The sequence below is a fragment of the Neorhizobium vignae genome (assembly GCF_000732195.1).
GTDB classification, from domain to species: Bacteria; Pseudomonadota; Alphaproteobacteria; order Rhizobiales; family Rhizobiaceae; genus Neorhizobium; species Neorhizobium vignae.
The window spans coordinates 397409-421082 of sequence record NZ_JNNU01000002.1; the positions used below are offsets into that span (position 1 = coordinate 397409).

Annotated in this window: 23 protein-coding genes; 11 read left to right on the forward strand and 12 right to left on the reverse strand. The window is 63.4% G+C overall.

The features are described 5' to 3' along the window. Positions 1-35: 35 nt before the first annotated feature. Positions 36-224 carry a DUF3008 family protein gene (locus GQ59_RS02150; protein ID WP_037076915.1) on the reverse strand — a complete coding sequence of 63 codons (189 nt, stop codon included), beginning with the start codon at positions 222-224 and terminating at the stop codon, positions 36-38. Between the two features lie 102 nt (positions 225-326). Here GQ59_RS02150 and GQ59_RS02155 point away from each other — a divergent pair, with 102 nt between their 5' ends. The 3 genes from GQ59_RS02155 to GQ59_RS02165 all read left to right on the forward strand — a co-directional run bounded on the left by GQ59_RS02155 (position 327) and on the right by GQ59_RS02165 (position 2379). Next, positions 327-623 (forward strand): hypothetical protein, encoded by a 297-nt coding sequence (locus GQ59_RS02155; protein ID WP_037076916.1) that lies wholly within the window; start codon positions 327-329, stop codon positions 621-623. Between the two features lie 167 nt (positions 624-790). Then, complete coding sequence (locus tag GQ59_RS02160; RefSeq protein WP_037078090.1) at positions 791-1585, forward strand: nucleotidyltransferase family protein; 795 nt, start codon at positions 791-793, stop codon at positions 1583-1585. A 107-nt stretch (positions 1586-1692) separates the two neighbouring features. Then, the gene (locus tag GQ59_RS02165) at positions 1693-2379 is read left to right on the forward strand and encodes a metallophosphoesterase family protein (protein ID WP_051903782.1); all 687 of its coding nucleotides are present in this window, start codon (positions 1693-1695) and stop codon (positions 2377-2379) included. A 52-nt stretch (positions 2380-2431) separates the two neighbouring features. On the opposite strand, the gene GQ59_RS02170 is transcribed toward GQ59_RS02165, so the two are convergent. The 7 genes from GQ59_RS02170 to GQ59_RS02200 all read right to left on the reverse strand — a co-directional run bounded on the left by GQ59_RS02170 (position 2432) and on the right by GQ59_RS02200 (position 9990). After that, positions 2432-2782 carry a DUF4087 domain-containing protein gene (locus GQ59_RS02170; protein WP_037076917.1) on the reverse strand — a complete coding sequence of 117 codons (351 nt, stop codon included), beginning with the start codon at positions 2780-2782 and terminating at the stop codon, positions 2432-2434. Positions 2783-2854: 72 nt separating this feature from the next. After that, positions 2855-4252, reverse strand: a complete 1398-nt coding sequence (lpdA, locus tag GQ59_RS02175) for a dihydrolipoyl dehydrogenase (protein ID WP_037076918.1) — start codon at positions 4250-4252, stop codon at positions 2855-2857. Between the two features lie 15 nt (positions 4253-4267). Next, positions 4268-5587, reverse strand: a complete 1320-nt coding sequence (locus GQ59_RS02180) for a dihydrolipoamide acetyltransferase family protein (RefSeq protein ID WP_037076920.1) — start codon at positions 5585-5587, stop codon at positions 4268-4270. A 3-nt stretch (positions 5588-5590) separates the two neighbouring features. Further along, positions 5591-6604 (reverse strand): alpha-ketoacid dehydrogenase subunit beta, encoded by a 1014-nt coding sequence (locus GQ59_RS02185; protein WP_007756126.1) that lies wholly within the window; start codon positions 6602-6604, stop codon positions 5591-5593. Positions 6605-6809: 205 nt separating this feature from the next. Continuing rightward, on the reverse strand, positions 6810-8042 hold the full coding sequence (locus tag GQ59_RS02190; RefSeq protein ID WP_037076923.1) for a 3-methyl-2-oxobutanoate dehydrogenase (2-methylpropanoyl-transferring) subunit alpha: 1233 nt from the start codon (positions 8040-8042) through the stop codon (positions 6810-6812). A gap of 38 nt (positions 8043-8080) precedes the next feature. Further along, a complete protein-coding gene (locus tag GQ59_RS02195; protein WP_037076924.1) occupies positions 8081-8848 on the reverse strand; it encodes an SDR family NAD(P)-dependent oxidoreductase in 768 nt (255 codons plus the stop codon). Between the two features lie 11 nt (positions 8849-8859). After that, a complete protein-coding gene (locus GQ59_RS02200) occupies positions 8860-9990 on the reverse strand; it encodes an acyl-CoA dehydrogenase family protein (protein WP_037076927.1) in 1131 nt (376 codons plus the stop codon). Positions 9991-10176: 186 nt separating this feature from the next. Here GQ59_RS02200 and treZ point away from each other — a divergent pair, with 186 nt between their 5' ends. The 4 genes from treZ (at position 10177) to GQ59_RS02220 (ending at position 16588) form a co-directional block, all read left to right on the forward strand. Then, positions 10177-11988, forward strand: a complete 1812-nt coding sequence (gene treZ, locus GQ59_RS02205) for a malto-oligosyltrehalose trehalohydrolase (protein WP_037078093.1) — start codon at positions 10177-10179, stop codon at positions 11986-11988. Then, positions 11985-14528, forward strand: a complete 2544-nt coding sequence (gene treY, locus GQ59_RS02210) for a malto-oligosyltrehalose synthase (protein ID WP_084682943.1) — start codon at positions 11985-11987, stop codon at positions 14526-14528. Before treZ ends, treY begins: the two co-directional genes overlap by 4 nt. 450 nt (positions 14529-14978) lie before the next feature. Further along, positions 14979-16307: an NAD(P)/FAD-dependent oxidoreductase gene (locus GQ59_RS02215; protein WP_084682945.1), complete on the forward strand. Its 1329-nt coding sequence runs from the start codon at positions 14979-14981 to the stop codon at positions 16305-16307. Next, the gene (locus tag GQ59_RS02220) at positions 16304-16588 is read left to right on the forward strand and encodes a hypothetical protein (RefSeq protein ID WP_037076928.1); all 285 of its coding nucleotides are present in this window, start codon (positions 16304-16306) and stop codon (positions 16586-16588) included. Before GQ59_RS02215 ends, GQ59_RS02220 begins: the two co-directional genes overlap by 4 nt. Before the next feature lie 72 nt (positions 16589-16660). Here the strand turns inward: GQ59_RS02220 and GQ59_RS02225 are convergent, their stop codons facing one another. The 3 genes from GQ59_RS02225 to GQ59_RS02235 all read right to left on the reverse strand — a co-directional run bounded on the left by GQ59_RS02225 (position 16661) and on the right by GQ59_RS02235 (position 18404). Next, on the reverse strand, positions 16661-17518 hold the full coding sequence (locus tag GQ59_RS02225; protein WP_037076930.1) for an SDR family oxidoreductase: 858 nt from the start codon (positions 17516-17518) through the stop codon (positions 16661-16663). Between the two features lie 122 nt (positions 17519-17640). Then, positions 17641-17889, reverse strand: coding sequence for a hypothetical protein (locus GQ59_RS02230; RefSeq protein ID WP_037076932.1), 249 nt, complete (start codon positions 17887-17889; stop codon positions 17641-17643). A 101-nt stretch (positions 17890-17990) separates the two neighbouring features. Then, positions 17991-18404 (reverse strand): DUF983 domain-containing protein, encoded by a 414-nt coding sequence (locus GQ59_RS02235; RefSeq protein WP_037076934.1) that lies wholly within the window; start codon positions 18402-18404, stop codon positions 17991-17993. Between the two features lie 204 nt (positions 18405-18608). Here GQ59_RS02235 and GQ59_RS02240 point away from each other — a divergent pair, with 204 nt between their 5' ends. Then, positions 18609-19463, forward strand: a complete 855-nt coding sequence (locus GQ59_RS02240) for a glycerophosphodiester phosphodiesterase (RefSeq protein ID WP_037076937.1) — start codon at positions 18609-18611, stop codon at positions 19461-19463. A 6-nt stretch (positions 19464-19469) separates the two neighbouring features. Here the strand turns inward: GQ59_RS02240 and GQ59_RS02245 are convergent, their stop codons facing one another. Then, complete coding sequence (locus GQ59_RS02245; protein WP_037076940.1) at positions 19470-19772, reverse strand: hypothetical protein; 303 nt, start codon at positions 19770-19772, stop codon at positions 19470-19472. A 164-nt stretch (positions 19773-19936) separates the two neighbouring features. Between GQ59_RS02245 and GQ59_RS02250 the strand changes: the two genes are divergently transcribed. The 3 genes from GQ59_RS02250 to GQ59_RS02260 all read left to right on the forward strand — a co-directional run bounded on the left by GQ59_RS02250 (position 19937) and on the right by GQ59_RS02260 (position 23472). Next, positions 19937-21298 (forward strand): amidase, encoded by a 1362-nt coding sequence (locus GQ59_RS02250; RefSeq protein WP_037078098.1) that lies wholly within the window; start codon positions 19937-19939, stop codon positions 21296-21298. A 211-nt stretch (positions 21299-21509) separates the two neighbouring features. Further along, complete coding sequence (locus GQ59_RS02255) at positions 21510-22286, forward strand: SDR family NAD(P)-dependent oxidoreductase (RefSeq protein ID WP_037076941.1); 777 nt, start codon at positions 21510-21512, stop codon at positions 22284-22286. Positions 22287-22401: 115 nt separating this feature from the next. Further along, positions 22402-23472 (forward strand): LLM class flavin-dependent oxidoreductase, encoded by a 1071-nt coding sequence (locus GQ59_RS02260; RefSeq protein WP_037078099.1) that lies wholly within the window; start codon positions 22402-22404, stop codon positions 23470-23472. Positions 23473-23674 lie beyond the last annotated feature (202 nt).

Consider the following 23674-nt stretch of genomic DNA (forward strand, 5'->3'; position numbering starts at 1 on the left):
CCCGATCGGGGCATCGAGGCAAATCCGCATCCCCGTCAGTGGTGAGGGGCGTGATCCGGCTTGCCCTTGCGCTTGGTCGAGGCGAAATCCTCGAGCTGCTTTTCGCTCATGGATTTTTCCATGCTCTTCGAAGCACCCTTGAGTTCGCCCTTCTTCATGTCGCCGCGTTTCGCGGCAAGTGCCGCGCCGGCTGCCTTGTGCTGTGCCTTGGATTTCGCTGGCATATCTGCCTCCTCGAGTTTGCGCACCAAAATCCAACAACCTGCCGCGGCTTTGGTTCCCGCATGCGCGACCGGGGAACCTGTCGTATCCCCAGGGGTTGAGCTATGAGCCCGGATGAATGTCTGGAACGGCTCTCGACACAGCAGAAAGGGACCATCGCCATGGACGCCAAACGCACGCCCACCGACAGCGCCAAGACAAGTGACGCGCTTCAGGATCAATTGAATAACGAGCAATTGGACACGACAAATCCGGAAGCGCTGAAGGAAGCCGCAAGGCTCGGCAACAAGGATGCCTATCTCGTCGAGACCGATCTCGAAGACCGGGAAGAGCGCGAAGACGGCGACCAGCCGGACGGCCGTCCGAGCCCCATGGCGAATGCCGACAACCCCGAAGCTTGAAGCGTCACGACAATCTCAAAACAACTCGAAGCGGAACCTCCGGGCCTGCCCGGGTGTTCCTCTGCGCGAAGCCAAATTCGGAGATCCCGTCAATGAATGCCGAAGCGAACGCCGCGCAGAACCTGCCGAGGGAGAAGGCCACCCATCCGGTCGACACCATGCCGGGGATGGAAGTGAAGGCCGCGCCGACGCTTGCCGACGCGGATTCGGAGGCCTTTGTCGCCGAGGCGGTCGAGGACCTCGCCAATTGCCATATCCCGTTCCTGCTGGCCGGCACGTTCGCCATCAGCGCCTATACGGGCATCACCCGCCAGACGAAGGACCTCGACATCTTCTGCAAGGCAGGCGACTACGCCCGCATCCTCGCCCACTTCAAGGACAAGGGTTATCATATCGAGGTGGAGGACGATCGCTGGCTCGGCAAGGTGAAGAAGGGCCGGCATTTCTTCGACGTCATCTTTGCCGCGTCGAACGGCACCATGCCGATCAGCGACGCCTGGTTCGAAAACGCCCGCCAGATCGAGATGAACGGCCACAAGGTCCGCATCATCGCGCCCACCGAACTCATCTGGTCGAAATGTTTCGTGCAGCTCCGCCATCGCTATGACGGCGGCGATATCGTCCACATGATCCTGCGCGCCCACGAGCAGATCGACTGGGAGCGGCTGCTGAACCACATGGAAGTGCATTGGGAAGTACTGCTGATCCACCTCCTGAACTTCCGCTGGATATACCCGACCGAGCGCGACAAGGTTCCCGACTGGCTGCTGGACGAACTGCTCGACCGCCTGAAGGCGCAGCGCGAACTGCCGCTGCCGCAGATGAAGATCTGCCGCGGCCGCATGTTCAGCCGGGTGGATTTCGAGATCGACGTCAAGGAATGGGGTTTTGCCGATGTGGGCGGCGAAGGCGACCTTCGCGATGGCGTCGAAGAGGAAATGGCCCAGGGAGGCGCAGCGTGAGCAAGGCAACGGACGCTAAGAGCGACACGGCCCAGACGGAGGCAAAAAAGGCTGATACCAACAAGGCCTCAACGAAGAAGGCGAACGGCAAGCAGCGGATCGCCGCAATGGGCGACCTGCACATCAAGGAGCACGGTTCGGCCTCCTACAGGGAACTGTTCAGCGAGATTTCGCAAACCGCCGATATCCTGGTCCTGACCGGCGATCTGACCGATCTGGGCAAACCGAAGGAGGCGGAGATACTGGCCGCCGATCTGCGCTCCTGCTCGATCCCGATCGTCGGAGTGCTCGGCAATCACGACTACGAATGCGGCTGCGTCGAGGAAATTACCCATATCCTGAAAGAGGCCGGCATCCACCTGCTGGAAGGCCAGGCGGTCGAGATCAACGGCGTCGGGTTCGCTGGCGCCAAGGGCTTTGCAGGCGGCTTCGGCCGCCACATGCTCGGCTCCTTCGGCGAACCGGCGATCAAGGCGATGGTCACCGAAAGCGTCGAGGAAACCATGCGCCTCGAAAACGCGCTGCGTCAGGTCCGTTCGGAGCGGGCCATGGTCATTCTGCATTACGCGCCGATCCGCGAGACCGTGGTCGGCGAGCCGGAGGAGATCTATCCCTTCCTCGGCTCATCGCGGCTGGCGGAAACCATCGACCGGTTCCCGGTAAAGGCCGTGGTGCACGGCCATGCCCATCGCGGCACTTACGAGGGCAGGACGCCGGGTGGTGCGCCGGTCTACAACGTCGCTTCGCATATCGAGAAGCCGAGCGGGAAACCCTATGCGCTACTGGAACTTTAGGACGTTTAGCGACCAACCCCTGCGGGTTGGACGGCGCGACGGGCCTACTCGTTCATCTAGGCTCCAGGAGCGCAGGATCGCGCCGGCATTTTGACAAGGGTAGCTGACGGGTGGAGAAAATCTGCTTGATGCTTCCGTCCTTGTCGCTCGAAACGTTCATGCAGAAGCAGGCGTAGCCGTGACTGTAGTTGATGGTCACATGCTCGCCCTCGGCCATATCCTTGATCTTGTCCATGCCTTTCGCTTCGTAGCCGCCCTGGAGCATGATCAGCCATTCGTTCTGGGCGTCATTCAGCGTCCAGTTGCGAGGGCTCGGATTGATCAGCCAGCCGCAACGTGTTTCCGCAAGCACCGCTGCCGGCACGAGCAGGCAGGAGAAACATATCGCAAGCAGCTTCTTCATCATCGCCTCCCGTTCAACACACGAATACGCTGCGGTGATCGGGGTGTCCACGGCGACCTGATGCCGATCCGCTCAGATATGCAGCGCATGCCCCAGCGCCTTCAGCGCCGACTCTGCAAATGCCTCGGACTGCGTCGGATGCGCATGGATCGTCCCCGCAATATCCTCCAGCCGCGCCCCCATCTCGATCGCCAGCGAGAACGCCGCCGAGAGTTCGGAAATCCCCGCCCCGACACCTTGAATGCCGAGTACCAGGTGATTGTCGGCACGCGCAACGACCCGCACGAAGCCCTCTTCGGCCGACAGCGTCATCGCCCGTCCATTGGCGGAAAACGGGAACTGCCCGATCTTGATCTCGCGGCCCGCCGCCCTCGCCTCGTCCGGGGACATGCCCACCGAGACGATTTCCGGGTCGGTGAAGCAGACGGCGGGAATGGCGCGCTTGTCCCAGGAGCGGCGCTTGCCGGAGACGATCTCCGCCACCATCTCGCCCTGAGCCATTGCCCGATGCGCCAGCATCGGCTCGCCGGTCACGTCGCCGACCGCGTAGATGCCGCGCATCGAGGTGCGGCACTGCTCGTCGATCCGAAGGAACCGGCCGTCCATGTCGAGTTCCAGTTCCTCCCGGCCCCAGCCTTCGGTGACCGGCTTGCGCCCGACCGTCACGAGGATCTTGTCGGCGGCGATGCGCTTTTCCTCGCCGGAACCGGTCTCCGCCAGCAGAGCCTCGCCATTCGAGGACAGGCCCTTCACCTTGGTGCCGAGCAGAACCTCGACGCCTAAAGCCGCAAGCCTCCTGGCGACGGGCTGGGTAAGCTGCGTATCGTAAAGCGGCAGAATGCGATCGAGCGCCTCGACGATCGTCACCTTCGATCCGAGCTTGGCAAAAGCGAGCCCAAGTTCAAGGCCGATATAACCGGCGCCGACCACCGCCAGCCTCGCAGGCACCTCGGTCAGGGACAGTGCACCGGTGGAGGAGACGACCTTCTCCCCGAACGGCAGCATCGGCAGCTCGACCGGCGCCGACCCCGTGGCGATGACGACATTTTCAGCGCGGATGACCTGTTCGCCGGTTTCCGTCTCCACCGCGACCGTCTTGCCGTCCCGGAATTTCGCCCGGCCGACGACGATCTTGACGCCGGCCTTCTTCAGGAGACCAGCGACACCAAGCGTCAGCCGGACGGTAATGCCGTCCTTCCAGGCCATGGTTTTGGCAAGGTCGATGGCCGGATTGTCGGCCTTGATGCCCATGGCATTTTTGCCGGCCGCCATCGCGACGGTCTTCGCAAAATCGTCGGCCGCATGGATGATCGCCTTGGAGGGAATGCAGCCGATATTGAGGCAGGTGCCGCCCGGTTTCGCCATTTCGACGATGACCGTGTCGACCCCCAGCTGGCCGGCCCGGATGGCGCAGACATAACCCCCCGGACCGGCCCCGATGACGAGGAGCTTGCAGGTGATCTCTTTCATTGTTCTTCTCTCACCTCACTCCTCGACGAAGATAAGCGCCGGCGTTTCCATCAGCGCCTTCAGGCGCTGCACGAATGTCGCGGCATCCCAGCCATCGATCACCCGGTGATCGAAGCTGGAGGACAGGTTCATCATCTTGCGCGGCACGAACTGCGTCCCGTCCCAATGCGGCCGGACGGCGAGCTTGTTGACGCCGATGATCGCCACTTCCGGATGGTTGATGACCGGCGTCGAGACGATCCCGCCCATCGCGCCGAGCGAGCTGATGGTGATCGTCGAGCCCGACAGCTCCTCGCGCAGTGCAGTGCCGTTCTTGGCGGCATCGCTGAGGCGCGCCACTTCCCGGGCGCAGTCGAAGATGTCGCGCGCCTCGGCGTGCTTGACCACGGGCACGACGAGCCCGGAAGGCGTCTGCGCCGCGATGCCGACATGCACGCCGCCATATTGGCGGATGATGCCGGCCTCGTCGTCATAGAGCGCGTTGATGCCCGGCTGCTCGGCGATCGCTTTCACCATCGCCCGCATCAGGAAGGGCAGGATGGTGAGTTTTGGCCGGCCGGGTTTCTGGGTGCCGTTCATCCGGGTCCGCAGCTCTTCGAGCGCGGTCATGTCGATCTCCTCCACATAGGTGATGTGGGGGATGCGGGATTTCGACAGCGCCATCTTCTCGGCGATGCGGCGGCGCAGGCCGACGACCTTGACCTCCTGCACCGCCTTGTTCGGCTGCAGCCCGGCGGTAACAGTCGCACCGCCGCCCTGGCTGTTCAGGAACGCATCCAGATCCTCATGGGTGATGCGGCCTGCCGGACCCGTGCCAGGGACCTGCCGAAGGTCGATCCCCGCTTCCTTCGCCCGAAGACGGACGGCCGGCGGCGCCAGCGGTTTTTCACCTTCCGCGCGGGGTGCGCCGGTGGCATGAGGCAGAGTTTTAACCACTGGGGACGGCGCAGCGATCTCAGCTTTTGGTTTAAGAGGCTCAACCTTTTTCTCGGATGTCTGTTCGAGAGCCGCAACGGGCGGAATAGCCGGCTTGACCCGTGACTCCTCCCCGCTATCGCCGCCCTCGACCTCCGGCTCGTCTTCTTCGCCCTCGCCCGCGATCCTGATCTTGAGGATGACGGTGCCGGTGGCGATGATATCGCCGATCTCGCCGTGCCGAAAGGTCACCTCGCCGTCCACAGGCGACGGGATTTCGACGGTCGCCTTGCCGGTCATCACAGCGGCGAGCACCATGTCCTCGCGCACCAGATCGCCGACATTGACGTGCCATTCCACCAGTTCCGCTTCCGCGACGCCTTCGCCGACATCCGGCAGCTTGATGAGTTTCTCCGCCATGTCTCAGGCCTCCATCATGTCGCGCAGCGCCCGGCCGACACGGGCCGGCCCCGGAAAATAATCCCATTCCTGTGCATGCGGATAAGGCGTGTCCCAGCCGGCAACCCGGATAACCGGCGCTTCGAGATGGTAGAAGCAGTGCTCCTGCACCAGCGCCGCCAGTTCAGCCCCGAAACCGGAAGTGAGCGTCGCCTCGTGCACCACCAGGCAGCGCCCGGTCTTCTTCACCGAGGTGACGATAGTATCGAGGTCGAGCGGCATCAGGGTGCGCAGGTCGATTACTTCCGCATCGATGCCGGTCTCCTCGGCGGTCGCCTCGGCCACATGCACCATGGTGCCATAGGCGAGCACGGTCACCGCCGAACCCGGCCGCCGCACCACCGCCTTGCCGAGCGGCACCACGTAATGTTCGGCCGGCACCTCGCCGAGCGGATGGCCGGCCCACGACGTTACCGGCCGGTCGTGATGACCGTCGAACGGACCGTTATAGAGCCGCTTCGGTTCGAGGAAGATCACCGGGTCCGGGTTCTCGATCGAGGCGATCAGCAGCCCCTTGGCGTCATAGGGATTGGAGGGCACCACGACCTGCAGGCCGCAGACATGGGTGAACAGTGCCTCCGGGCTCTGGCTGTGCGTCTGCCCACCAAAGATGCCGCCGCCGGTCGGCATGCGCACGGTGATGCCGCAGGTGAAATCGCCGTTGGAGCGATAGCGCAGCCGCGCCGCTTCCTGGGTGAGCTGGTCATAGGCCGGATACATGTAATCGGCAAACTGGATCTCGACGCAGGGTTTCAGCCCGTAGGCCGCCATGCCGATCGCGGCGCCGACAATGCCGGATTCGTTGATCGGCGCATCGAAACAGCGCGTCTTGCCGTATTTCTGCTGCAGCCCCTGGGTGCCGCGGAAGACGCCGCCGAAATAACCGACATCCTCCCCGAACACGACCACATCGTCGTCACGCTCCATGGAGACGTCCATGGCGCTGCGGATCGCCTCGATCATCGTCATGCGCGGCATGGAGGGACCTCCGATAGAGCAATGCTGGAGCAAGCCGCCCCCTCACCCGGCCTCTGCTTCGCTCGGCCACCCTCTCCCCGCCGGGGAGAGGAGGGTCGGAGACCTTGCGGCATATCCTCCTCTCCCCAGCGGGGAGAAGGCGCCGGCAGGCGGATGAGGGGGAGCCACGCCCGGGAAAGGAAATGATCGAAAATGCCAATCATCCTCACACCCCCGCCTGCTGCCGCTGCCGCTTCAGATGCGGCGGCATCTCCGCATAAACGCCTTCGAACATGTCCCGCATCGACGGCCTTCCGCCGGAATGGAGCGTGCCGTGGCGCTCCGCCTCCTTCTGGGCGGCGACGACCGTGTCGCGGATTTCGGCCTCCATCTGCTTGTGGCGCTCCTCGCTCCAGGTGCCGATGCGGATCAGGTGGTTCTTCAGCCGGATGACCGGATCGCCGAGCGGCCAGGCTTCGGACTCTTCCTTCGGACGATAGGCCGACGGATCGTCCGAGGTGGAATGCGCCCCGACGCGGTAGGTGACGTATTCGACCAGCGTCGGGCCGATATTGCGCCGCGCCCGCTCGGCCGCCCATTTGGCGACCGCATGCACGGCCAGATAGTCGTTGCCGTCGACGCGCAGCGACGGCAGGCCGTAACCGAGGCCGCGGGCGGCAAAAGTGCCCGAGCCGCCGCGGGCCACACCCTGGAAGGTCGAGATGGCCCACTGGTTGTTGACGACGTTGAGGACAACGGGCGCCCGATAGGTGGAGGCAAAGACCAGCGCCGAATGGAAGTCCGATTCCGCCGTCGATCCGTCCCCGATCCAGGCAGCGGCGATCTTCGTGTCGTTCTTGATTGCCGATGCCATGGCCCAGCCGACGGCCTGCACATATTGCGTGGCGAGATTGCCCGAGATCGTGAAGAAGCCGTAGTCCTTGGCCGAATACATGATCGGCAGCTGGCGCCCCTTCAGGGGGTCGGCATCGTTGGAATAGATCTGGTTCATCATCTCGACCATCGGATAGCCGCCGGCGATCAGCAGGCCGGCCTGGCGGTAGGTCGGGAAGTTCATGTCGCCCGGCAGAAGCGCCTTGCGGAAGGCGCAGGAGACAGCCTCCTCGCCGAGATGCTGCATGTAGAAGGACGTCTTGCCCTGCCGCTGCGCCATCAGCATGCGGCTATCGAAGACCCGCAGCAGCATCATGTGCTTGAGGCCCTCCATCAATTCCTCGGGCGTCAGCGACCCGGCCCAGGGACCGACTGCCTCGCCCTCGCGGTCGAGCACGCGGATGATCGAATAGGCGAGGTCGCGGATCTCCTTCGGATCGACGTCCACCTCCGGCCGCCGCACCGAGCCGGCCTTCGGGATCGGCACATTGGAGAAATCCGGCTTGCCGCCCGGCCGCACTTCCGGCTCGGGCACATGCAGGCTCAGTCTCTGTCCATCCGTCATTCGTTTCTCCTCCCAAAGAAGCGATCAAAATCCGTCGTTCAACGCGGCGCCATCCGTAGCGCTCCGTCGAGGCGGATCACTTCGCCGTTCAGCATCGGGTTTTCGATAATGTCGCGCACCAGCCGCGCGAATTCCGCCGGCCGCCCGAGCCGCGGCGGAAACGGCACCGATTTCCCAAGCGAGGCGCGCACCTCGTCGGAAAATCCGGCCATCATCGGCGTCTCGAATATGCCGGGCGCGATCGTCATCATGCGGATGCCGTCGCGGGCAAGCTCGCGGGCGATCGGCAGAGTCATGCCGGCCACCGCCGCCTTCGAGGCGGCATAGGCCGCCTGCCCGATCTGCCCGTCATAGGCGGCGACCGAAGCGGTGGCGACCAGCACGCCGCGCTCGCCCTCCTCGTTCGGTTCGGTCCTCGCAATCGCCTGCGCCGCCAGCCGGATCACGTTGAACGTGCCGATCGTGTTGATCTCCAGCGCGCGGGCAAAACTTTCGAGCCCGTGGACGCCTTGCTTTCCAAGCACTTTTTCCGACGGCGCGATGCCGGCGCAGCAGACCGCGCCGCGGATCGACCCGTTGGCGGCCTCCGCCCTGGCGACGGCATTTTCGACCGCTTCTCCGCTGCGGACATCGGTCTTCACGAAGATCGTGCCCTTGCCGAGTTCCTCGGCTCTCGCCTGACCGCCGGCCTCATCGAGGTCGAGCAAAGCCACGCAACCGCCGGCTTCAACAAGCATTTTAGCTGTCGCTAGCCCAAGGCCGGAAGCCGCACCGGTCACCAGAAAGTTTCCGCCGTCTATGCGCATCCCGATCCTCCTCAGTTCGCCAGGCCGCGGGCGATGATGATTTTCTGGATGTCGGACGTGCCCTCGTAGATCTGGCAGACGCGGACATCGCGATAGATGCGCTCGACCGGGAAATCGGAAATATAACCGTAGCCGCCGAGCGTCTGGATCGCCGCGGAACAGACCTTCTCCGCCATTTCGGAGGCAAACAGTTTTGCCATGCAGGCCTCGTCGAGGCAGGGCTCGCCGCGATCCTTCAGCCTTGCGGCATGCAGGACCAGTTGGCGGGCCGCCTCGATCTGCGTCTTCGCATCCGCCAGCCGGAAGGCGACAGCCTGGTGGTCGAGAAGCAGCTTTCCAAAAGTCTTGCGCTCCTTGGCATAGGTAAGCGCCACGTCGAAGGCGGCCTGCGCCATGCCGACGCATTGGGCTGCGATGCCGATCCGGCCCGCCTCCAGTCCCGACAGCGCGATCTTCAAACCCGCGCCCTCGGCACCGATCCGCTGGCTTTCGGGAATGCGCATATTATCGAACATCAGCGCCGCGGTGTCCGAAGCCTTCTGGCCGAGCTTGTCCTCGACCTTGGAGATCGAAAATCCGGGCACATCCGTCGCGGTGACGAAGGCGGAGATGCCGCGCTTGCCGGCGCTCGGATCAGTGACCGCGAAGATGATCACCGTGCCGGCGATCTTGCCGGAGGTGATGAACATCTTCGAACCGTTGATGACATAGTCGCCGCCGTCTCTTGTAGCACGGGTACGGATGGCGGCGGCATCCGAGCCGGTATCGGCCTCGGTCAGCGCAAAGGCGCCGATATGGCGGCCTTCGGCGAGCGGCCTGAGGAACCGTTCCTTCTGGTCGTCGGAAGCGTGCATGTCGAGGAGGGAGCAGACCGGAGAATTGTGGACGCTGACCAGCGTCGAGACCGCGCCGTCGCCCGCCGCGATTTCCATCAACGCGCTGGCATAGGCGACATAGGAACAGCCGACGCCGCCCCATTCCTCCGCCGTCCGCATGCCGAGAAACCCGAGTTCGCCGAGCTGTTTCAACACGTCCGGCTCGATCGCGTGCGACTTGTCACGCGCGGCCGCGCCCGGTTTCAGGACCTCCCGGGAAAACTCCGCGGCAGTCGAGCGGATAAGCTCTTCTTCCTCAGTCAGCATGCACTGATCTCCTCCCCGAAACCGCCTGCATGAGTGCTAAATTAGGACTGAACCGGTCCGCCGACCACTCCCTGGAACTTGTTATTTGTTGCTCCCCCGCGTAATTTTATTGCGCCAGCGCCCCACAATGGAACCCGAAGCGACTTCGCCCGTTTGCCGGTCTCTCTCAACCAGGGGCTGGCCAGCATGTCGGAATTGAATACCGTCACCGAGTTTCGTGCGTTTCCAAAGACTTGGGGCGCCGAATATGTCGCTGCCGGCGAGGTGCGGTTCCGACTCTGGGCGCCGGGCCAGGAGACCGTGACGCTGCGGCTGAACGGCGACGACACCGAGATGAGCCGCAGCAATGACGGCTGGTTCGAGCTGCTCGCCACAGGCATCGCCCCCGGCTCCGAATATGCCTATGTGCTCGCCGACGGAATGGTCGTCCCCGATCCCGCCTCGCGCGGCCAGAAGGACGGCGTCGACGGTCCCTCGCTGGTAATCGATCCGACCAGCTACACCTGGCAGCATCCCGAATGGCAGGGCCGGCCGTGGGAGGAAGCGGTCGTCTACGAGATCCACATCGGCACGTTCACCAACGAGGGTACGTTCAAGGCCGCGATCGAGAGACTGCCTTATCTGGCCGAGCTGGGCATCACCATGATCGAGGTCATGCCGGTCGCCCATTTCGGCGGAAACCGTGGCTGGGGTTATGACGGCGTGCTCCTCTATGCGCCGCATGCCGCCTACGGCCCGCCGGAGGATTTCAAGGCCTTTATCGATGCCGCCCACGGTCATGGGCTGACGGTGGTGCTCGACATCGTGCTCAACCATTTCGGTCCGGAAGGAAACTATCTGCCGCTGCTGGCGCCCGACTTCTTCCACAAGGAGAAGATGACGCCCTGGGGCGCTGCAATCGCCTATGACGTCGAGCCGGTGCGGCGTTACATCACCGAATGCGCGCTCTACTGGCTGGAGGAATTCCACCTCGACGGGCTGCGTTTCGACGCCATCGACCAGATCGAGGATTCATCCGAAAAACATGTACTGGTCGAGATTGCCGAGCGCATCCGCGCGGAGATCCCCGAGCGCGCCGTCCATCTGACGACCGAGGACGCCCGCAACGTCACTTTCCTGCATCCACGCGACGAGGATGGCAAGGCACCGCTCTTCACCGCCGAATGGAACGACGACCTCCACAACGCCGTCCATGTCTTCGCGACCGGCGAGACGCATGCCTATTACAAGGATTTCGCCAGGGAACCGGAAAAGCTTGTGGCGCGGGTGCTCGCCGAAGGTTTTGCCTACCAGGGCGAAGTCTCGCCGCAGACCGGGGAAAAACGCGGCGTTTCGAGCCTGGATCAACCGCCGGTCGCCTTTGTGGATTTCATCCAGAACCACGACCAGGTCGGCAACCGGGCACAAGGCGAAAGGCTGATCGAACTGGCCGGCGCCGACAGGGTCAAGCCGCTGCTCGCCATGCTTCTCCTGTCGCCGCATATCCCGCTCCTCTTCATGGGCGAGGAATATGGTGAGACCAACCCCTTCCTGTTCTTCACCGATTTCCATGGCGATCTCGCGAAAGCCGTGCGCGATGGCCGCCGCAAGGAATTCGAGGGCCATGCGGGCCACGAAGGCGAGACGGTTCCCGATCCGAACGCCAGAAAGACCTTCGATGTCTCCCGGCTCGACTGGAAGAAGCTGGATTCGGCGGACGGCAAGGACTGGCTGGAATTGACGAGGACGCTCCTGAAGCTGCGGCAGGAGATCGTTGTTCCCCTGCTCGGCTCCGCGAGCGGTCGCTCCGGCAAGGTGCTGAGGACGGACAAGGGGTTCCTTGCCGTATCGTGGACTTTTCCAAAAGGCACGATCTCGATGGCGATCAATATCGGCGAGAAGGCGCAGGCGTTGCCGGACCTGCCCGGCAAGGTGATCTTCGCATGGCCCGAACAGGCGAAGGACCTGCCGGCGAACTCGGTCCTCGTCCGCGCCGGAACCGCGGGAGACGCCGCATGATGATTCCGACCGCCACCTATCGCATCCAGTTCCGCAACGGCATGACCTTCGATCGCGCCGCTGCCCTTGTGCCCTATCTGAAACGGCTCGGCATCAGCCACCTCTACGCCTCGCCGATCTTTACGGCCACGACCGGCTCCACCCACGGTTACGACGTGACCGATGCCAACGAGATCGAGCCTGCGATCGGCGGACGCGACGGGTTCGAGCGGATGGTGAAGGCATTGAAGGCCGAGGGCCTTGGCCTGATCATCGACATCGTCCCGAACCACATGGCGGCATCGCTCGAAAATCTTTGGTGGCGCGATGTCGTCGAAAACGGCGAGAAGAGCAGATACGCCCGCCATTTTGATATCGACTGGACCAGATCCCTGACCCTGCCCTTCCTCGGCGATACGTTCGAAAAGGTGCTGGAAGCCGGGGAGATTTCCGTCAAGGCCGATCCGAAGACCGGCAAGCCGGCACTCGCCTACTACGACACGCTCTATCCGCTGGCACCGGCGAGTTACGCCGGCCATCAGGAAGAGGTGCTTAAGGTCGCCGATCGCGCGGCGATTGCCAAACTGCACGACCAGCAGCCCTATCGGCTGATGTCCTGGCGGGATGCGCCCCGCGAACTTTCCTACCGCCGTTTCTTCGAGATCACCGGGCTTGCCGGCATGCGGGTGGAGGACGGCACCGTGTTCGACGATACCCACCGGCTGATCCTCGAACTCGTCCATAGCGGCAAGGTGGACGGCCTGCGCGTCGATCATGTCGATGGCCTTGCCGACCCGAAAGCTTATCTCGAACGCCTCCGGCACGAGGCCGGGCCGGACTGCTACATCACCGTCGAAAAGATCCTCGGCGAGGGCGAGCATATCCCGGCCGACTGGCCGATCTCCGGCACGACTGGCTACGAGTTCATCGCGGCCGTGAGTGACGCACTGGTCGATGGCCGAAAGCTGGACGATCTTCGCGGCGCATACGAAAAGGTCTCCGGTCAGCCGGTCGACATGGAAGCCGAGCTGCGGGCCGCGAAACTCTTGATGGCCGACAACAATTTCGCCGGCGAGGTCTCGACCCTGCTGAATATCGCCATGCAGATCCAGCCCACCGAGGACCGTGAATCCGCTCTGTCGGAAGCGTCCGTTAAGGGAGCGCTGCGCGAACTGCTGGTCGCCTTCCCGGTCTACCGCACCTATGGCACGCGGGAGGGCATTCCGCATGAGGGCCGGGAGATGCTGGCAAAGGTTCTCGACAAGGTGCGCAACGGCCCGAACCCGCCGGAGGATGCGGCGCTCGCCTTTCTCGAACGCATCCTGGTCGGCGATGTCGAACAGGCGGCCGCCGGCAAGGCGTCGATCTTCCGCACCCGGTTCCAGCAGCTTACCGGCCCGCTGATGGCGAAATCGGTGGAGGACACGCTGTTCTTCCGGCAGCACATGGCGCTGGCGCTGAACGAGGTCGGAGCCGAGCCCCTGCCCCGCCGCTTCTCGCTCGACCGTTTCCACGCGGAAATGCAGACGCGGCTGGAAAAGCAGCCCGATGCGCTGTCGGGCACCTCGACCCATGACACCAAGCGCGGCGAGGATGCCCGCGCCCGACTTTATGCGATCACCGAGGCCCCTGACCTCTGGGCCGAAGCCGTGGATCGCTGGCGCAGGATCAATAGCCAAGCCGCCCGCGCGCTGGATGACGGCCCGGCACCGGAACCGGCTGTCGAATGGATGCTCTACCAGGCGCTCGCCGGCGCCTGGCCGAACGACCTCCACACCGAAGACGCGGCAGGGCTCGAGGCACTGGAGACGCGTTTCCTCGCCTATGTCGAAAAGGCGCTACGTGAGGCGAAGCAGCGCACCAACTGGGGCGATCCTAATGAGGCCTACGAGAAGGCGGTCATGGACTATGCCCGCACGCTTCTGTCACCTGACAACCAGGCTTTTCTGACGGACTTCAGGGACACGCTAGGCCCCTTCATCCGCGCAGGCCTGGTGAACAGCGTCACCCAGACGATCATCAAGCTGACGGCGCCGGGCGTACCCGACATCTATCAGGGCAGCGAAGGCCTCGACTTCAGCCTCGTCGATCCGGACAACCGCCGGGAGCCGGATTTCGACGCTCTCCGGCGGCGACTGACGGAGGGGGAAAAGCTTGTCTCTACCGAGGAGGAGGAATGGCAGAGCGGCCGGCTGAAACAGCATGTCATCGCCACCCTGCTGCGCGTTCGCCAAGAGGCACCGACACTGTTTCGCAGAGGCGAGTACCTGCCCCTCGCGGCATCGGGCAAGCGCGCCGACAACGTCATTGCCTTCGCACGCGCCGATATGGACGATGCCTTCATCGTCATCGTCCCGCGGCTGGTGTTCAGCGCGCTCCACGCGGGGTTTGCCCCCTCACGCTCCGAACGCTGGGCGGAAACCGAGATCGCCCTGCCCGAACAGGTGGGCCATCGCCGCTACCGCGACGTCTGCACCGGCGGGGTGATCGACCCCAAGGACCGCATCACTATAAACGAGATGTTCGCCGACCACCCCTTCGCGCTTCTGCTGGCGGAATGATCCGCCGGCACGTCAGAAGAACGCCCACAAAAATAAGGCGCCGATCCTTGGGGGACGGCGCCTTATCGGTATGCTTCAGCTTTGCTTCTCACCGATCAGCCAAGGCCGATGAAGGACAGAACGGCGAGAACGATGACGACGGCTCCAACGAGCCATACGATACTGTTCATGACTGTCTCCTTTCTCAGTTCGCGACAGGTGGAAGCAGTGCCTCCAATTGGGTTGTTTCAATAAATCAAGCGAATCCGACGAGATTCAAAACCGCGATGACGATAACGACCGCGCCGACCAACCAAACGATGCTGTTCATGACGTTCTCCTATTGATGTCGTGAAATTGAACGGCGACCGGGGTAAAAGGTTCCGGTGAAACATGCCCGGAACAAACGCGCCTGGCGTGGGTTGAACGAGCGTCCAGCGGAGTTCTGCTCCGCCAACAGGGTGGGACAAAATGGCGGGTGAGACTTTTCAGAACGGCATGACGGGCGGCGAAACCAAGCCACCACGCGTCGTCATCATCGGCGCCGGTTTCGGCGGGCTGGCGACGGCTGGAGCGCTCGGCAACAGCGCCATAGACGTGACCGTCATCGACCGGCGCAACCACAATCTCTTCCAGCCACTTCTCTATCAGGTGGCGACCGCCGCGCTGTCTCCCGCCGACATATCGGAGCCGATCCGCCGCACGCTGGGGCGCTTCAAGAACATCAACGTCATGCTGGCGGAAGTCACCGGCGTCGATGCGGCCGCCAAGACCGTGATGCTCGACAACGGCACGTCAGTCCCTTACGACCGCCTCGTCATCGCCACCGGCTCGGATTACAACTATTTCGGCCACGACGACTGGCGCGCCTGGGCACCGGGGCTGAAGACCATCCACGAAGCAAGGCTGATCCGCCAGCGCCTGCTGCTCGCCTTCGAGAAGGCAGAGCTGTCCCACGATCCGGAAGAAAAGAAGGCGCTGCTCACCAGCGTCATCATCGGCGGCGGTCCGACCGGTGTCGAAATGGCCGGCGCGATCGCAGAGCTCGGCCATTTCATGATAACCCGAGACTTCCGCAAGCTGGAGCCCGATCATCTGCGGGTGATCCTCATCGAGGCCGGCCCGAAGATCCTCGCGGCCTTCCCGGACAATCTCACCCAATATGCGATGAAGGCACTCGAAAAGGCCGGGGTCGAGGTGATGACCAACCTGGCCGTCGAATCCGTCACCAAGGATGAAGTGGTTGCCGGTTCGCAGCATTTCCGCACCAGCTGCGTCATCTGGGGTGCTGGCGTCAAAGCCTCGCCCTCGGCCAAATGGCTCGGCATCGAGGGTAAGGCGGGCGGCCGCATCCCGGTCGAGCCGGACCTCTCCATCACCGGCTTTCCGGATATCTTCGCGGTCGGCGATACGGCGCTGGGGCTTGGCGAAGACGGCAAGCCGCTGCCCGCCCTTGCCCAGGTCGCCAAGCAGCAGGGGCAATATCTCGGCGAAGCGCTGCGGGCGAAGCTGCTCGATGGCAAGGCGCCCCAGCCTTTCCGTTTCCAAAATCGCGGCAACACCGCCGTCATCGGCCGCAATGCCGCGATCTTCGATTTCGGCAAGTGGACGCTGAAGGGTCGGGTCGCCTGGTTTCTCTGGGCGCTCGTCCACGTCTATCTGCTCGTCAATTTCGAAAAACGCCTGCTGGTCAGCGTACAATGGATCTGGCGTTACCTGACCCAGCAGCGCGGCGCCCGCCTGATCGACGAAAATGCCGCAACCTCGGTTCCGTCTTCCACGCAAAGGACAGAGACATGAACACCGCCAATCCTCAGCTCGAAGGCCTCTATCTCGCCGTTGCCGCGATCAACCGGCTCCTCGCCGAAAAAGGCGTCCTCTCCCACGAAGAAATCCAGGGCGCACTGCAGGCGGCCGAACGCACGGTGCTTGCAGACGACAAGCCCCTTGCCGTGTCGACCTCCCATCAGAAGGCAATCGCCTTTCCGATCCGGCTCCTGCTTCTGGCAAACGAGGCGAGCGAACAGGGCACCAAATTCTGTTTCGAGGATCTGGCCCGGGAAGTCGGCCGCCGCACCTGATAAAATCTACCCGCCAAACAGGAACGGCGGCGTGAGCCACGCCGCCGTTGTTTGCGTGGGAGGAGAGCTTGACTACAGGATGGGCTTGCCGCCGGTGACGGCGATGGTCGCGCCGGAAACGTAGCTGGAAAGCGGATCGGCGAGCATCACATAGGCCGTCGCGAGCTCGGCCGGCTGGCCCGGGCGTTTCATCGGCACCTGCTTGCCGAAATTCTTCACCCGGTCTTCCGTCATGGTGGAGGGGATCAGCGGCGTCCAGATCGGTCCCGGCGCCACCGTATTGGCGCGGATGCCCTTTTCGGCCAGCAGCTGTGCGAGGCCCGCCGTGAAATTCTGAATTGCGCCCTTGGTGGTCGCATAGGCGAGCAGCGTCGGGTTCGGACTGTCGGAGTTGATCGAGGCCGTGTTGATGATCGCACTGCCCGGCTTCATGTGGGGCACCGCCGCCTTGGTGAGGTAGAACATCGCATGGATATTGACCTGGAAGGTCAGTTCCCATTCCTCGTCGCTGATGTCGCCGATTTCGGAAAACGTGGCCTGATGGGCGGCATTGTTGACGAGGATATCGATCCCGCCGAACTCTTGGACAGCCTTGTCGATGATCGCCCGGCAATGCGCCGCGGTCTTGATGTCGCCCGGCACCAGCACCGCCTTGCGGCCGGCCTCCTCGACAAAGCGCCTGGTGTCTTCGGCATCCTCGTGTTCGTCGAGATAGGAAATCAGGACGTCGGCACCCTCGCGCGCATAAGCGATCGCCACTGCCCGGCCAATGCCGCTGTCGCCGCCTGTAATCACCGCCTTCTTGCCGGCCAGCCGGCCCGCCCCCCGGTAGGAGAGTTCGCCGTGATCAGGCACCGGATCCATGCGCCCGGTAAAGCCCGGCATCGGCTGCTGCTGTTCGGGAAACGGCGGAGTGGGATACTGGGCCATCAAAATCTTCCTTGTTGTCGAGGTAGCGAACTGATCGCCCCCAACCGGCCTCGTCTGAAGATGTTCCCGATCAAATGCACAATCAGGAAAGGAGAAATCGCGACGCGACCTCGCCAGTGGGCTCACGCCCCAGGGCTGATTGCCCCGTCGCCGCGCCGCAGGCGTTTCAGCTGATTGACGATCCGCAGCGAGCTTGCGGCCCGTGCCGCCGAGGAATCCGAACTCTTCGACAGTATCCGCAACATGTCCTCCGCCTCGTCTGCGGAAATGGTGCCCCGGGCGGCCAGACCGTCGATCAGCATGAGCATCGCCCCTTCGATCGCGAGCGAGCGGCGGCGCGTTTCCATTTCGATTTCATCGGCATCGGACATTGCAGGCTCCTTGAATTGTCACCTGTCGAATGGTTTGGGGAGAAGATTGTTCCTCACCATCCTGCCTGGTCTTATCGCAAGCCTCGAAGTCCTGTCGGCAGTCAGTGGCCGTTCTGGGCATCATTCGACGATGACGCCCCCTTGTCGACCTTGCCGGGGCCTGCCTTGTAGAAATACTGGCTCGCGACGAGCCAGCCCTTCAGGGGCCGCATCGGCGCAAGGCAGGTAAGGAGCAGGAAAGGAAGCGAGATCAGCAGATGCACCCAGAATGGCGGCTGGAAACTGGTCTCGATCCAGACCGCAAGCGCAATGCTCGGAATGCAGCCGAAGCACATGACGAAGAAGGCGGGACCGTCTCCGGGGTCGGCGAAAGAATAATCGAGGCCACAGACCTCGCAAGCCGGCCGCATCGACAGAAACCCGTTGAACAGATGTCCCTGGCCGCAACGCGGGCAACGGCCGCGCGGGCCGGTGCTATGGGGAGGAAGAGGCGCCCAATTCGCGTCATGGGACATGGCAATCTGCCTTTCGTGACAGGAGATAAAATTTGCTTCGGATACTTATCCGGCAGACCTCTATAACAAGCCGTTCCCTGCCGGGCGCAATCTCGGCTTTTTGAGGTTCGGCACGAAACTTCTGTCATCGATCTATGGCAGGCAGCTCCAAAACAATAGTGTGGCGTCGATCGAATCGCTGCCCTTCACCTTAGACGGTATTTCATGGCTTCAGAATTTTCAGGCCTCGGCATCGCCCATCAGGGCCGTTTTACCCGGCTGAAGTGGCATCGCCTGCGCCGCAGCTTCAAGGACCCGCTGTTTTCCGCCGGCGTCATGGCAGAGGGTTTTCGCCTGGGCGCATCGACCGAACTCGATCTGCGCGTCCGCGCCGATGGCGGCTTCGTCGTGCTGCACGACGAGGAGCTCGACGGTGAAACCACCGGCCACGGCCTCATCCGGGAGGCTTTGCCCGAAACCATTCGCGGTCTGACGCTTTTGCAGGGCGGCCATCCGCCCATCGTCAGCGAGGATCTCGCGAGGATGCTTCAAACAGCGCATCCGGACGCCCTGCTGCAGTTCGACATGAAGGACGGACTTGAGGTGATCGGCGCGCGCGGCATGGATCATCTCGCCGATCATTTCGGCGGTGCCGGCCCCTCGATCATCGTCAGCGGCGCGGATCTCGATCTTGTCATCGCCATCAAGCAGAGGTTGCCCGGTCTCAAGCGCGGCATCGACCCGACCGGCAAGCTCATGGAAATCTATCTCCACCAGGGACTCAAGGCCGTCGAAACGGATCTGCGCGCGGATATCGCCGGCCCGACCGAGCCGGACACCATCTATCTGCATTGGCAGCTGGTGCTGCAGGCAGCCAAGGACGGGCTCGACCTGATCGGCCTCTGCCACGATGCCGGCAGGCTCGTCGATGCTTGGACCTTCAACCTCAAGAACCCGGACTCCGGTTTCGACGAGGCCGAAGCCCGCAGCTTCTCCGCCCTGATGGCACTGAAGGCGGATCAGATCACCACCGACGAACCGGTCGCAACCGAACGCGCCTGGGCAGCCATCTCCGGCTGAAGTTCATCAATCGTCGAAGCCGAACGGATCGCGAAACACCCGCCGGCTGACCAGCTTGAGACTGCGGTCCGGCTGGATGATGTAATTTTCCTCGACCCGCTGGCCGAGTTCGTTGCGGAACTCGTGCGGCACGACGCTGCCGATCGGCGACTTGGTGAGCTTGGTGCGCGGCTGGCCACGATAGGTGATGCTGCCGGGGATCGGCCGGATGCCCGGACCTATGTCGATTGCGCCGGTGGTTCCGCCTCCGTCCGTGCTGCAGCCGGCAAGCGCGATCACGAGACCGGTTATGGCGATGATGTTTCTCATGGGTTGATCCTTCCCGATGTCCCGCTGACGCGGTGGACTCACTGAACTTCGCGGATATGCGGGAGGTTCCATACCACCTGCCGAGCCGACAATTCCTCTACCCATCGCCAAAATATCCGATACATCTGTGGGCCGCCAGTAACGCAATGGGGAGAATGACGACCGTGACGAAAACCTTTGGAGCGATGTCGATCGCCGAGCTTTCCGCGCTCATCCAGATGGGCCGGGTCGATCCCGTCGAAGTCACGGAATCGGTGCTGACCGGCATCAAGGCGCATCCGGATAAGGCCGTGTTCATCTCGCTTCTCGAAGATCGCGCGCTTACGGAAGCGCAGGCCTCCTCGAGGCGCATGAAGGAAGGCCGTTCCCTCGGCCTGCTCGACGGCATTCCGATCGGCTGGAAGGACCTCTTCGACATCGAGGGACTGCCGACCACCGCCGGATCGAAAGTGCTGAAGAAGGCCGCGCCTGCGACGAAGGACGCCGCCATCGTCGACCTGCTGAAACAGGCCGGCATGGTCGCGATCGGCCGCACCAACATGAGCGAGTTCGCCTTTTCCGGCATCGGCATCAATCCGCATTACGGCACGCCGCAGAATCCGCACGGCAAGGACGCGCCGCGCATTCCCGGCGGCTCCTCCTCCGGTTCGGCCGTCGCGGTCGCGGCAGGCCTGGTGCCGGTCGGGATGGGCACCGATACCGGCGGCTCGATCCGCATCCCGGCTGGCTTCAACGGCATCGTCGGTTACAAGGCGACCCGCGGCCGTTATGCGATGAACGGCGTCTATCCGCTGGCGACCAGCCTCGATTCGCTCGGCCCACTCTGCCGCACGGTGCAGGATGCGGTCTGGATTGATGCGGCCATGCGCGGGCTTGCGGCACCGCAGACCGCCCGCCAACCGGCACAACCCCTCGATATCGTCATCCCCACCAATATCGTCTTTGACGGCACCGAGCCGGGCGTGGTGGCCGCCTTCGAAGCGGCGATCGAGCGCCTTGCAAAGGCCGGGGCCAGGATCACCCGCCTCGCCTTTTCGACCTTCGACGAGCTTCCGAAGCTCATGGCGAAATACGGTCCGATGGTGACCGCCGAAGCCTTCGCCCTGCATCGCGAGAAGCTGTCGGGACCGGATGCCGAGGAGATGGATCACCGGGTCGTCGCCCGCACCCGCCTCGGCGAAAAGACCAGCCTGTCGGACTATATCGCCATCGTCGAAAACCGCGCCCGGATGATCGCCGAAACCGAAGCACTGATCGGCGACCGCTTCGTCGCCATGCCATCGGTCGCCCATGTGGCCCCGCCGATCGCACCGCTTGAAAGGGACGACGAGCTGTTCTTTGCCACCAACGGCAAGACACTGCGCAATACCGGCTTCGGCAATTTTCTCGACTGGTGCGGCGTCTCCATCCCCTGCGGCACCGGCGATGCCGACATGCCGGTCGGCTTCCTTCTGTCGGCCAATGCCAACGGCGATGAAGCACTGCTGCAGGCCGCGATGGCCCATGAGGAAATCATTCGAGGGTAGGAACGGCGGAGCCGGATCGGCTCCGGCAGACATCGGTGTCTCGGCAAAGCCGGCAAAACGTGCCAGGCGCGCCGCATGGAAGAGTTGCCTCCCCGCGCAGCGAACTAAGGAACCGTTTCCCCGTAACCGGGACCGCGGCAGTTGCCTTTTGCTTGTTCCAATATCCTCGAGAGCCTAGCCTCTTCCTGGATTTTGAGGAAAGCAGCGCACCATGCAACTCGATTTGAACGGCAAGACGGCATTGATCACGGGCGGCTCCAAGGGCATCGGCCTCGCCTGCGCCCAATCTCTCCTGTCGGAAGGCGCACGCGTCGTCATCTGCTCGCGTTCCCAGGCGAATATCGATGCGGCTCTGGCAAAACTGCCCGGCGCAATCGGCTTTACCGCCGATCTGATATCGGAGAACGAGGCGCTGTCGCTCGTTGACAAGATCGAAGCAGACGTGGGAGCGCTGGATATTCTCGTCAACTGCGCCGGAGCTGCGCAGCGCGCGCCGCCCCAGGACCTGAGCCCGGCCCACTGGCGCGCCGCGATGGACGCCAAGTATTTCTCCTACATCAACGTCATCGATCCGGTGGTCAAACGGATGGCGGCCCGCCGGACGGGTGTGATCGTCAATGTCATCGGCGGTGGGGGCAAGGTCGCATCGCCAATCCACCTTCCCGGCGGGGCCGCCAACGCGGCGCTGATGCTGGCGACCGTCGGCCTTGCAAACGCCTACGCCGCCAGCGGGTTGCGCATCGTCGGTATCAATCCCGGCAATACCGAAACGGAGCGGGTAACCGAGGGCCTTCGGGCGGAGGCCACCCTCCACGGCATCAGCGAACAGGCGGCCCTCGAAAAACTGGTCCAGCGCATCCCCCTCGGCCGCATGGCGACGCCCGAGGAGATCGCCAACGTCGTCACCTTCCTGAGTTCTTCGAAGGCAAGCTACGTCACCGGGGTCGTGATCGGCATGGACGGCGCCCTCAATCCGATCGTCGTCTGACGGAAACTCTCGGACCCGGCCTGCGCCGGTAAGCCAATGGTCGCATCAATGGGCTGCGACCGCGATGCCTTCCAATCATTTCCCTATTCAGTCATTGAAGATGCAGGTCGATAACATGAGCAGCAATTCCGAGTTCCTCTGGTATATCCCGAACGACGTGAAGGCCGGTCATCGCGGCGATTCCTCAACCGAGAACCACAACAGCCTGGAGACGCTGACCAGCCACGCCAGGGCGCTGGAGGAGCACAGCTGGAGGGGCGCGCTCGTCGGTACCGGCTGGGGCCGGCCGGATACATTTACCATCGCAACCGCTCTTGCCGCCCGCACCACCACGTTCGAGCCGCTGATCGCGATCCGCCCCGGCTATTGGCGGCCGGCGAACTTCGCCTCCGCCGCGGCGACGCTCGACCACCTGAGCGGCGGCAGGGTGCGGGTCAACATCGTCTCGGGTCAGGACAACCTCGCCGCCTATGGCGATAGCGAGGGCGATCAGGCGCATCGTTATGCCCGTACCAAGGAATTCATGCGGCTGGTCCGCCGGCTGTGGACCGAGGAGAACGTCACATTCAAGGGCGAGCATTTCCAGGTGACCGGTTCCACGATCGAGCCTCGCCTCCAACCCCGCGGCGACCGCAAGCACCCGAAACTCTATTTCGGCGGCGCTTCGGAAGCCGCAGAACGGGTGGCCGCGACGGAAGCCGACATCCAGCTTTTCTGGGGCGAACCGCTCGACGGCGTGCGGGAGCGGATCGACCGGTTGAAGACACTGAGCAGGCAACTCGACCGTGACCTTCCTCCGCTTCAATTCGGGCTGCGGATCACCACCCTCGTCCGCGACACGACGGAACAGGCCTGGGCCGATGCCGAGGCCAAGGTCGCCGAGATGGCCAAAGGCAAGGCCGGCAACTGGAACGACCATGGAAAGCCGGTCGCCGTCGGCCAGCGTCGGCTGCTCGAACTGCACGAGCGGGGCGACGTCCTCGACGACAACCTTTACACGGCGCCCGGAAAATTCGGCGGCGGCGGCGCCGGCACCACCTGGCTCGTCGGCTCAGCCGAAGACGTCGCCCGTTCGCTGCGCAGATACGAAGATCTCGGCATCACCCATTTCGTGCTCTCCGACACGCCTTATCTCCAGGAGATCAAGCGGCAGGGCGACCAACTGCTGCCGCTTTTGCGCGGTTGAAGCGCAACAGCGGCCGGCCGCCGCCCTCATCCAGGTCTCGGCCTCGCCGACCGCAGCTCCCCATTGCCCAAAGAAAAAGCAACGGCTCCGGAAGCATCGTTCCGAAGCTTTTTGATGTGGGCGCGGACCCGAAACGCAGGCTTCCGAAGGTGGCAAGACAATTTCAGTGGGTCTCGGTCATACCTTTGGATAGGGGCAACAG

What these genes read in the sequence shown, in the direction of transcription:
- GQ59_RS02165 (WP_051903782.1), top strand. Translation starts at nt 1,693, where the DNA reads ATGGGCGACCTGCACATCAAGGAGCACGGTTCGGCCTCCTACAGGGAA.
- GQ59_RS02235 (WP_037076934.1), bottom strand. Translation starts at nt 18,404, where the DNA reads ATGTCCCATGACGCGAATTGGGCGCCTCTTCCTCCCCATAGCACCGGC.
- treY (WP_084682943.1), top strand. Translation starts at nt 11,985, where the DNA reads ATGATGATTCCGACCGCCACCTATCGCATCCAGTTCCGCAACGGCATG.
- GQ59_RS02150 (WP_037076915.1), bottom strand. Translation starts at nt 224, where the DNA reads ATGCCAGCGAAATCCAAGGCACAGCACAAGGCAGCCGGCGCGGCACTT.
- GQ59_RS02160 (WP_037078090.1), top strand. Translation starts at nt 791, where the DNA reads ATGGAAGTGAAGGCCGCGCCGACGCTTGCCGACGCGGATTCGGAGGCC.
- GQ59_RS02240 (WP_037076937.1), top strand. Translation starts at nt 18,609, where the DNA reads ATGGCTTCAGAATTTTCAGGCCTCGGCATCGCCCATCAGGGCCGTTTT.
- GQ59_RS02185 (WP_007756126.1), bottom strand. Translation starts at nt 6,604, where the DNA reads ATGCCGCGCATGACGATGATCGAGGCGATCCGCAGCGCCATGGACGTC.
- GQ59_RS02260 (WP_037078099.1), top strand. Translation starts at nt 22,402, where the DNA reads ATGAGCAGCAATTCCGAGTTCCTCTGGTATATCCCGAACGACGTGAAG.
- GQ59_RS02195 (WP_037076924.1), bottom strand. Translation starts at nt 8,848, where the DNA reads ATGCGCATAGACGGCGGAAACTTTCTGGTGACCGGTGCGGCTTCCGGC.
- GQ59_RS02180 (WP_037076920.1), bottom strand. Translation starts at nt 5,587, where the DNA reads ATGGCGGAGAAACTCATCAAGCTGCCGGATGTCGGCGAAGGCGTCGCG.
- treZ (WP_037078093.1), top strand. Translation starts at nt 10,177, where the DNA reads ATGTCGGAATTGAATACCGTCACCGAGTTTCGTGCGTTTCCAAAGACT.
- GQ59_RS02220 (WP_037076928.1), top strand. Translation starts at nt 16,304, where the DNA reads ATGAACACCGCCAATCCTCAGCTCGAAGGCCTCTATCTCGCCGTTGCC.
- GQ59_RS02170 (WP_037076917.1), bottom strand. Translation starts at nt 2,782, where the DNA reads ATGAAGAAGCTGCTTGCGATATGTTTCTCCTGCCTGCTCGTGCCGGCA.
- GQ59_RS02200 (WP_037076927.1), bottom strand. Translation starts at nt 9,990, where the DNA reads ATGCTGACTGAGGAAGAAGAGCTTATCCGCTCGACTGCCGCGGAGTTT.
- GQ59_RS02255 (WP_037076941.1), top strand. Translation starts at nt 21,510, where the DNA reads ATGCAACTCGATTTGAACGGCAAGACGGCATTGATCACGGGCGGCTCC.
- GQ59_RS02155 (WP_037076916.1), top strand. Translation starts at nt 327, where the DNA reads ATGAGCCCGGATGAATGTCTGGAACGGCTCTCGACACAGCAGAAAGGG.
- lpdA (WP_037076918.1), bottom strand. Translation starts at nt 4,252, where the DNA reads ATGAAAGAGATCACCTGCAAGCTCCTCGTCATCGGGGCCGGTCCGGGG.
- GQ59_RS02190 (WP_037076923.1), bottom strand. Translation starts at nt 8,042, where the DNA reads ATGACGGATGGACAGAGACTGAGCCTGCATGTGCCCGAGCCGGAAGTG.
- GQ59_RS02225 (WP_037076930.1), bottom strand. Translation starts at nt 17,518, where the DNA reads ATGGCCCAGTATCCCACTCCGCCGTTTCCCGAACAGCAGCAGCCGATG.
- GQ59_RS02215 (WP_084682945.1), top strand. Translation starts at nt 14,979, where the DNA reads ATGGCGGGTGAGACTTTTCAGAACGGCATGACGGGCGGCGAAACCAAG.
- GQ59_RS02230 (WP_037076932.1), bottom strand. Translation starts at nt 17,889, where the DNA reads ATGTCCGATGCCGATGAAATCGAAATGGAAACGCGCCGCCGCTCGCTC.
- GQ59_RS02245 (WP_037076940.1), bottom strand. Translation starts at nt 19,772, where the DNA reads ATGAGAAACATCATCGCCATAACCGGTCTCGTGATCGCGCTTGCCGGC.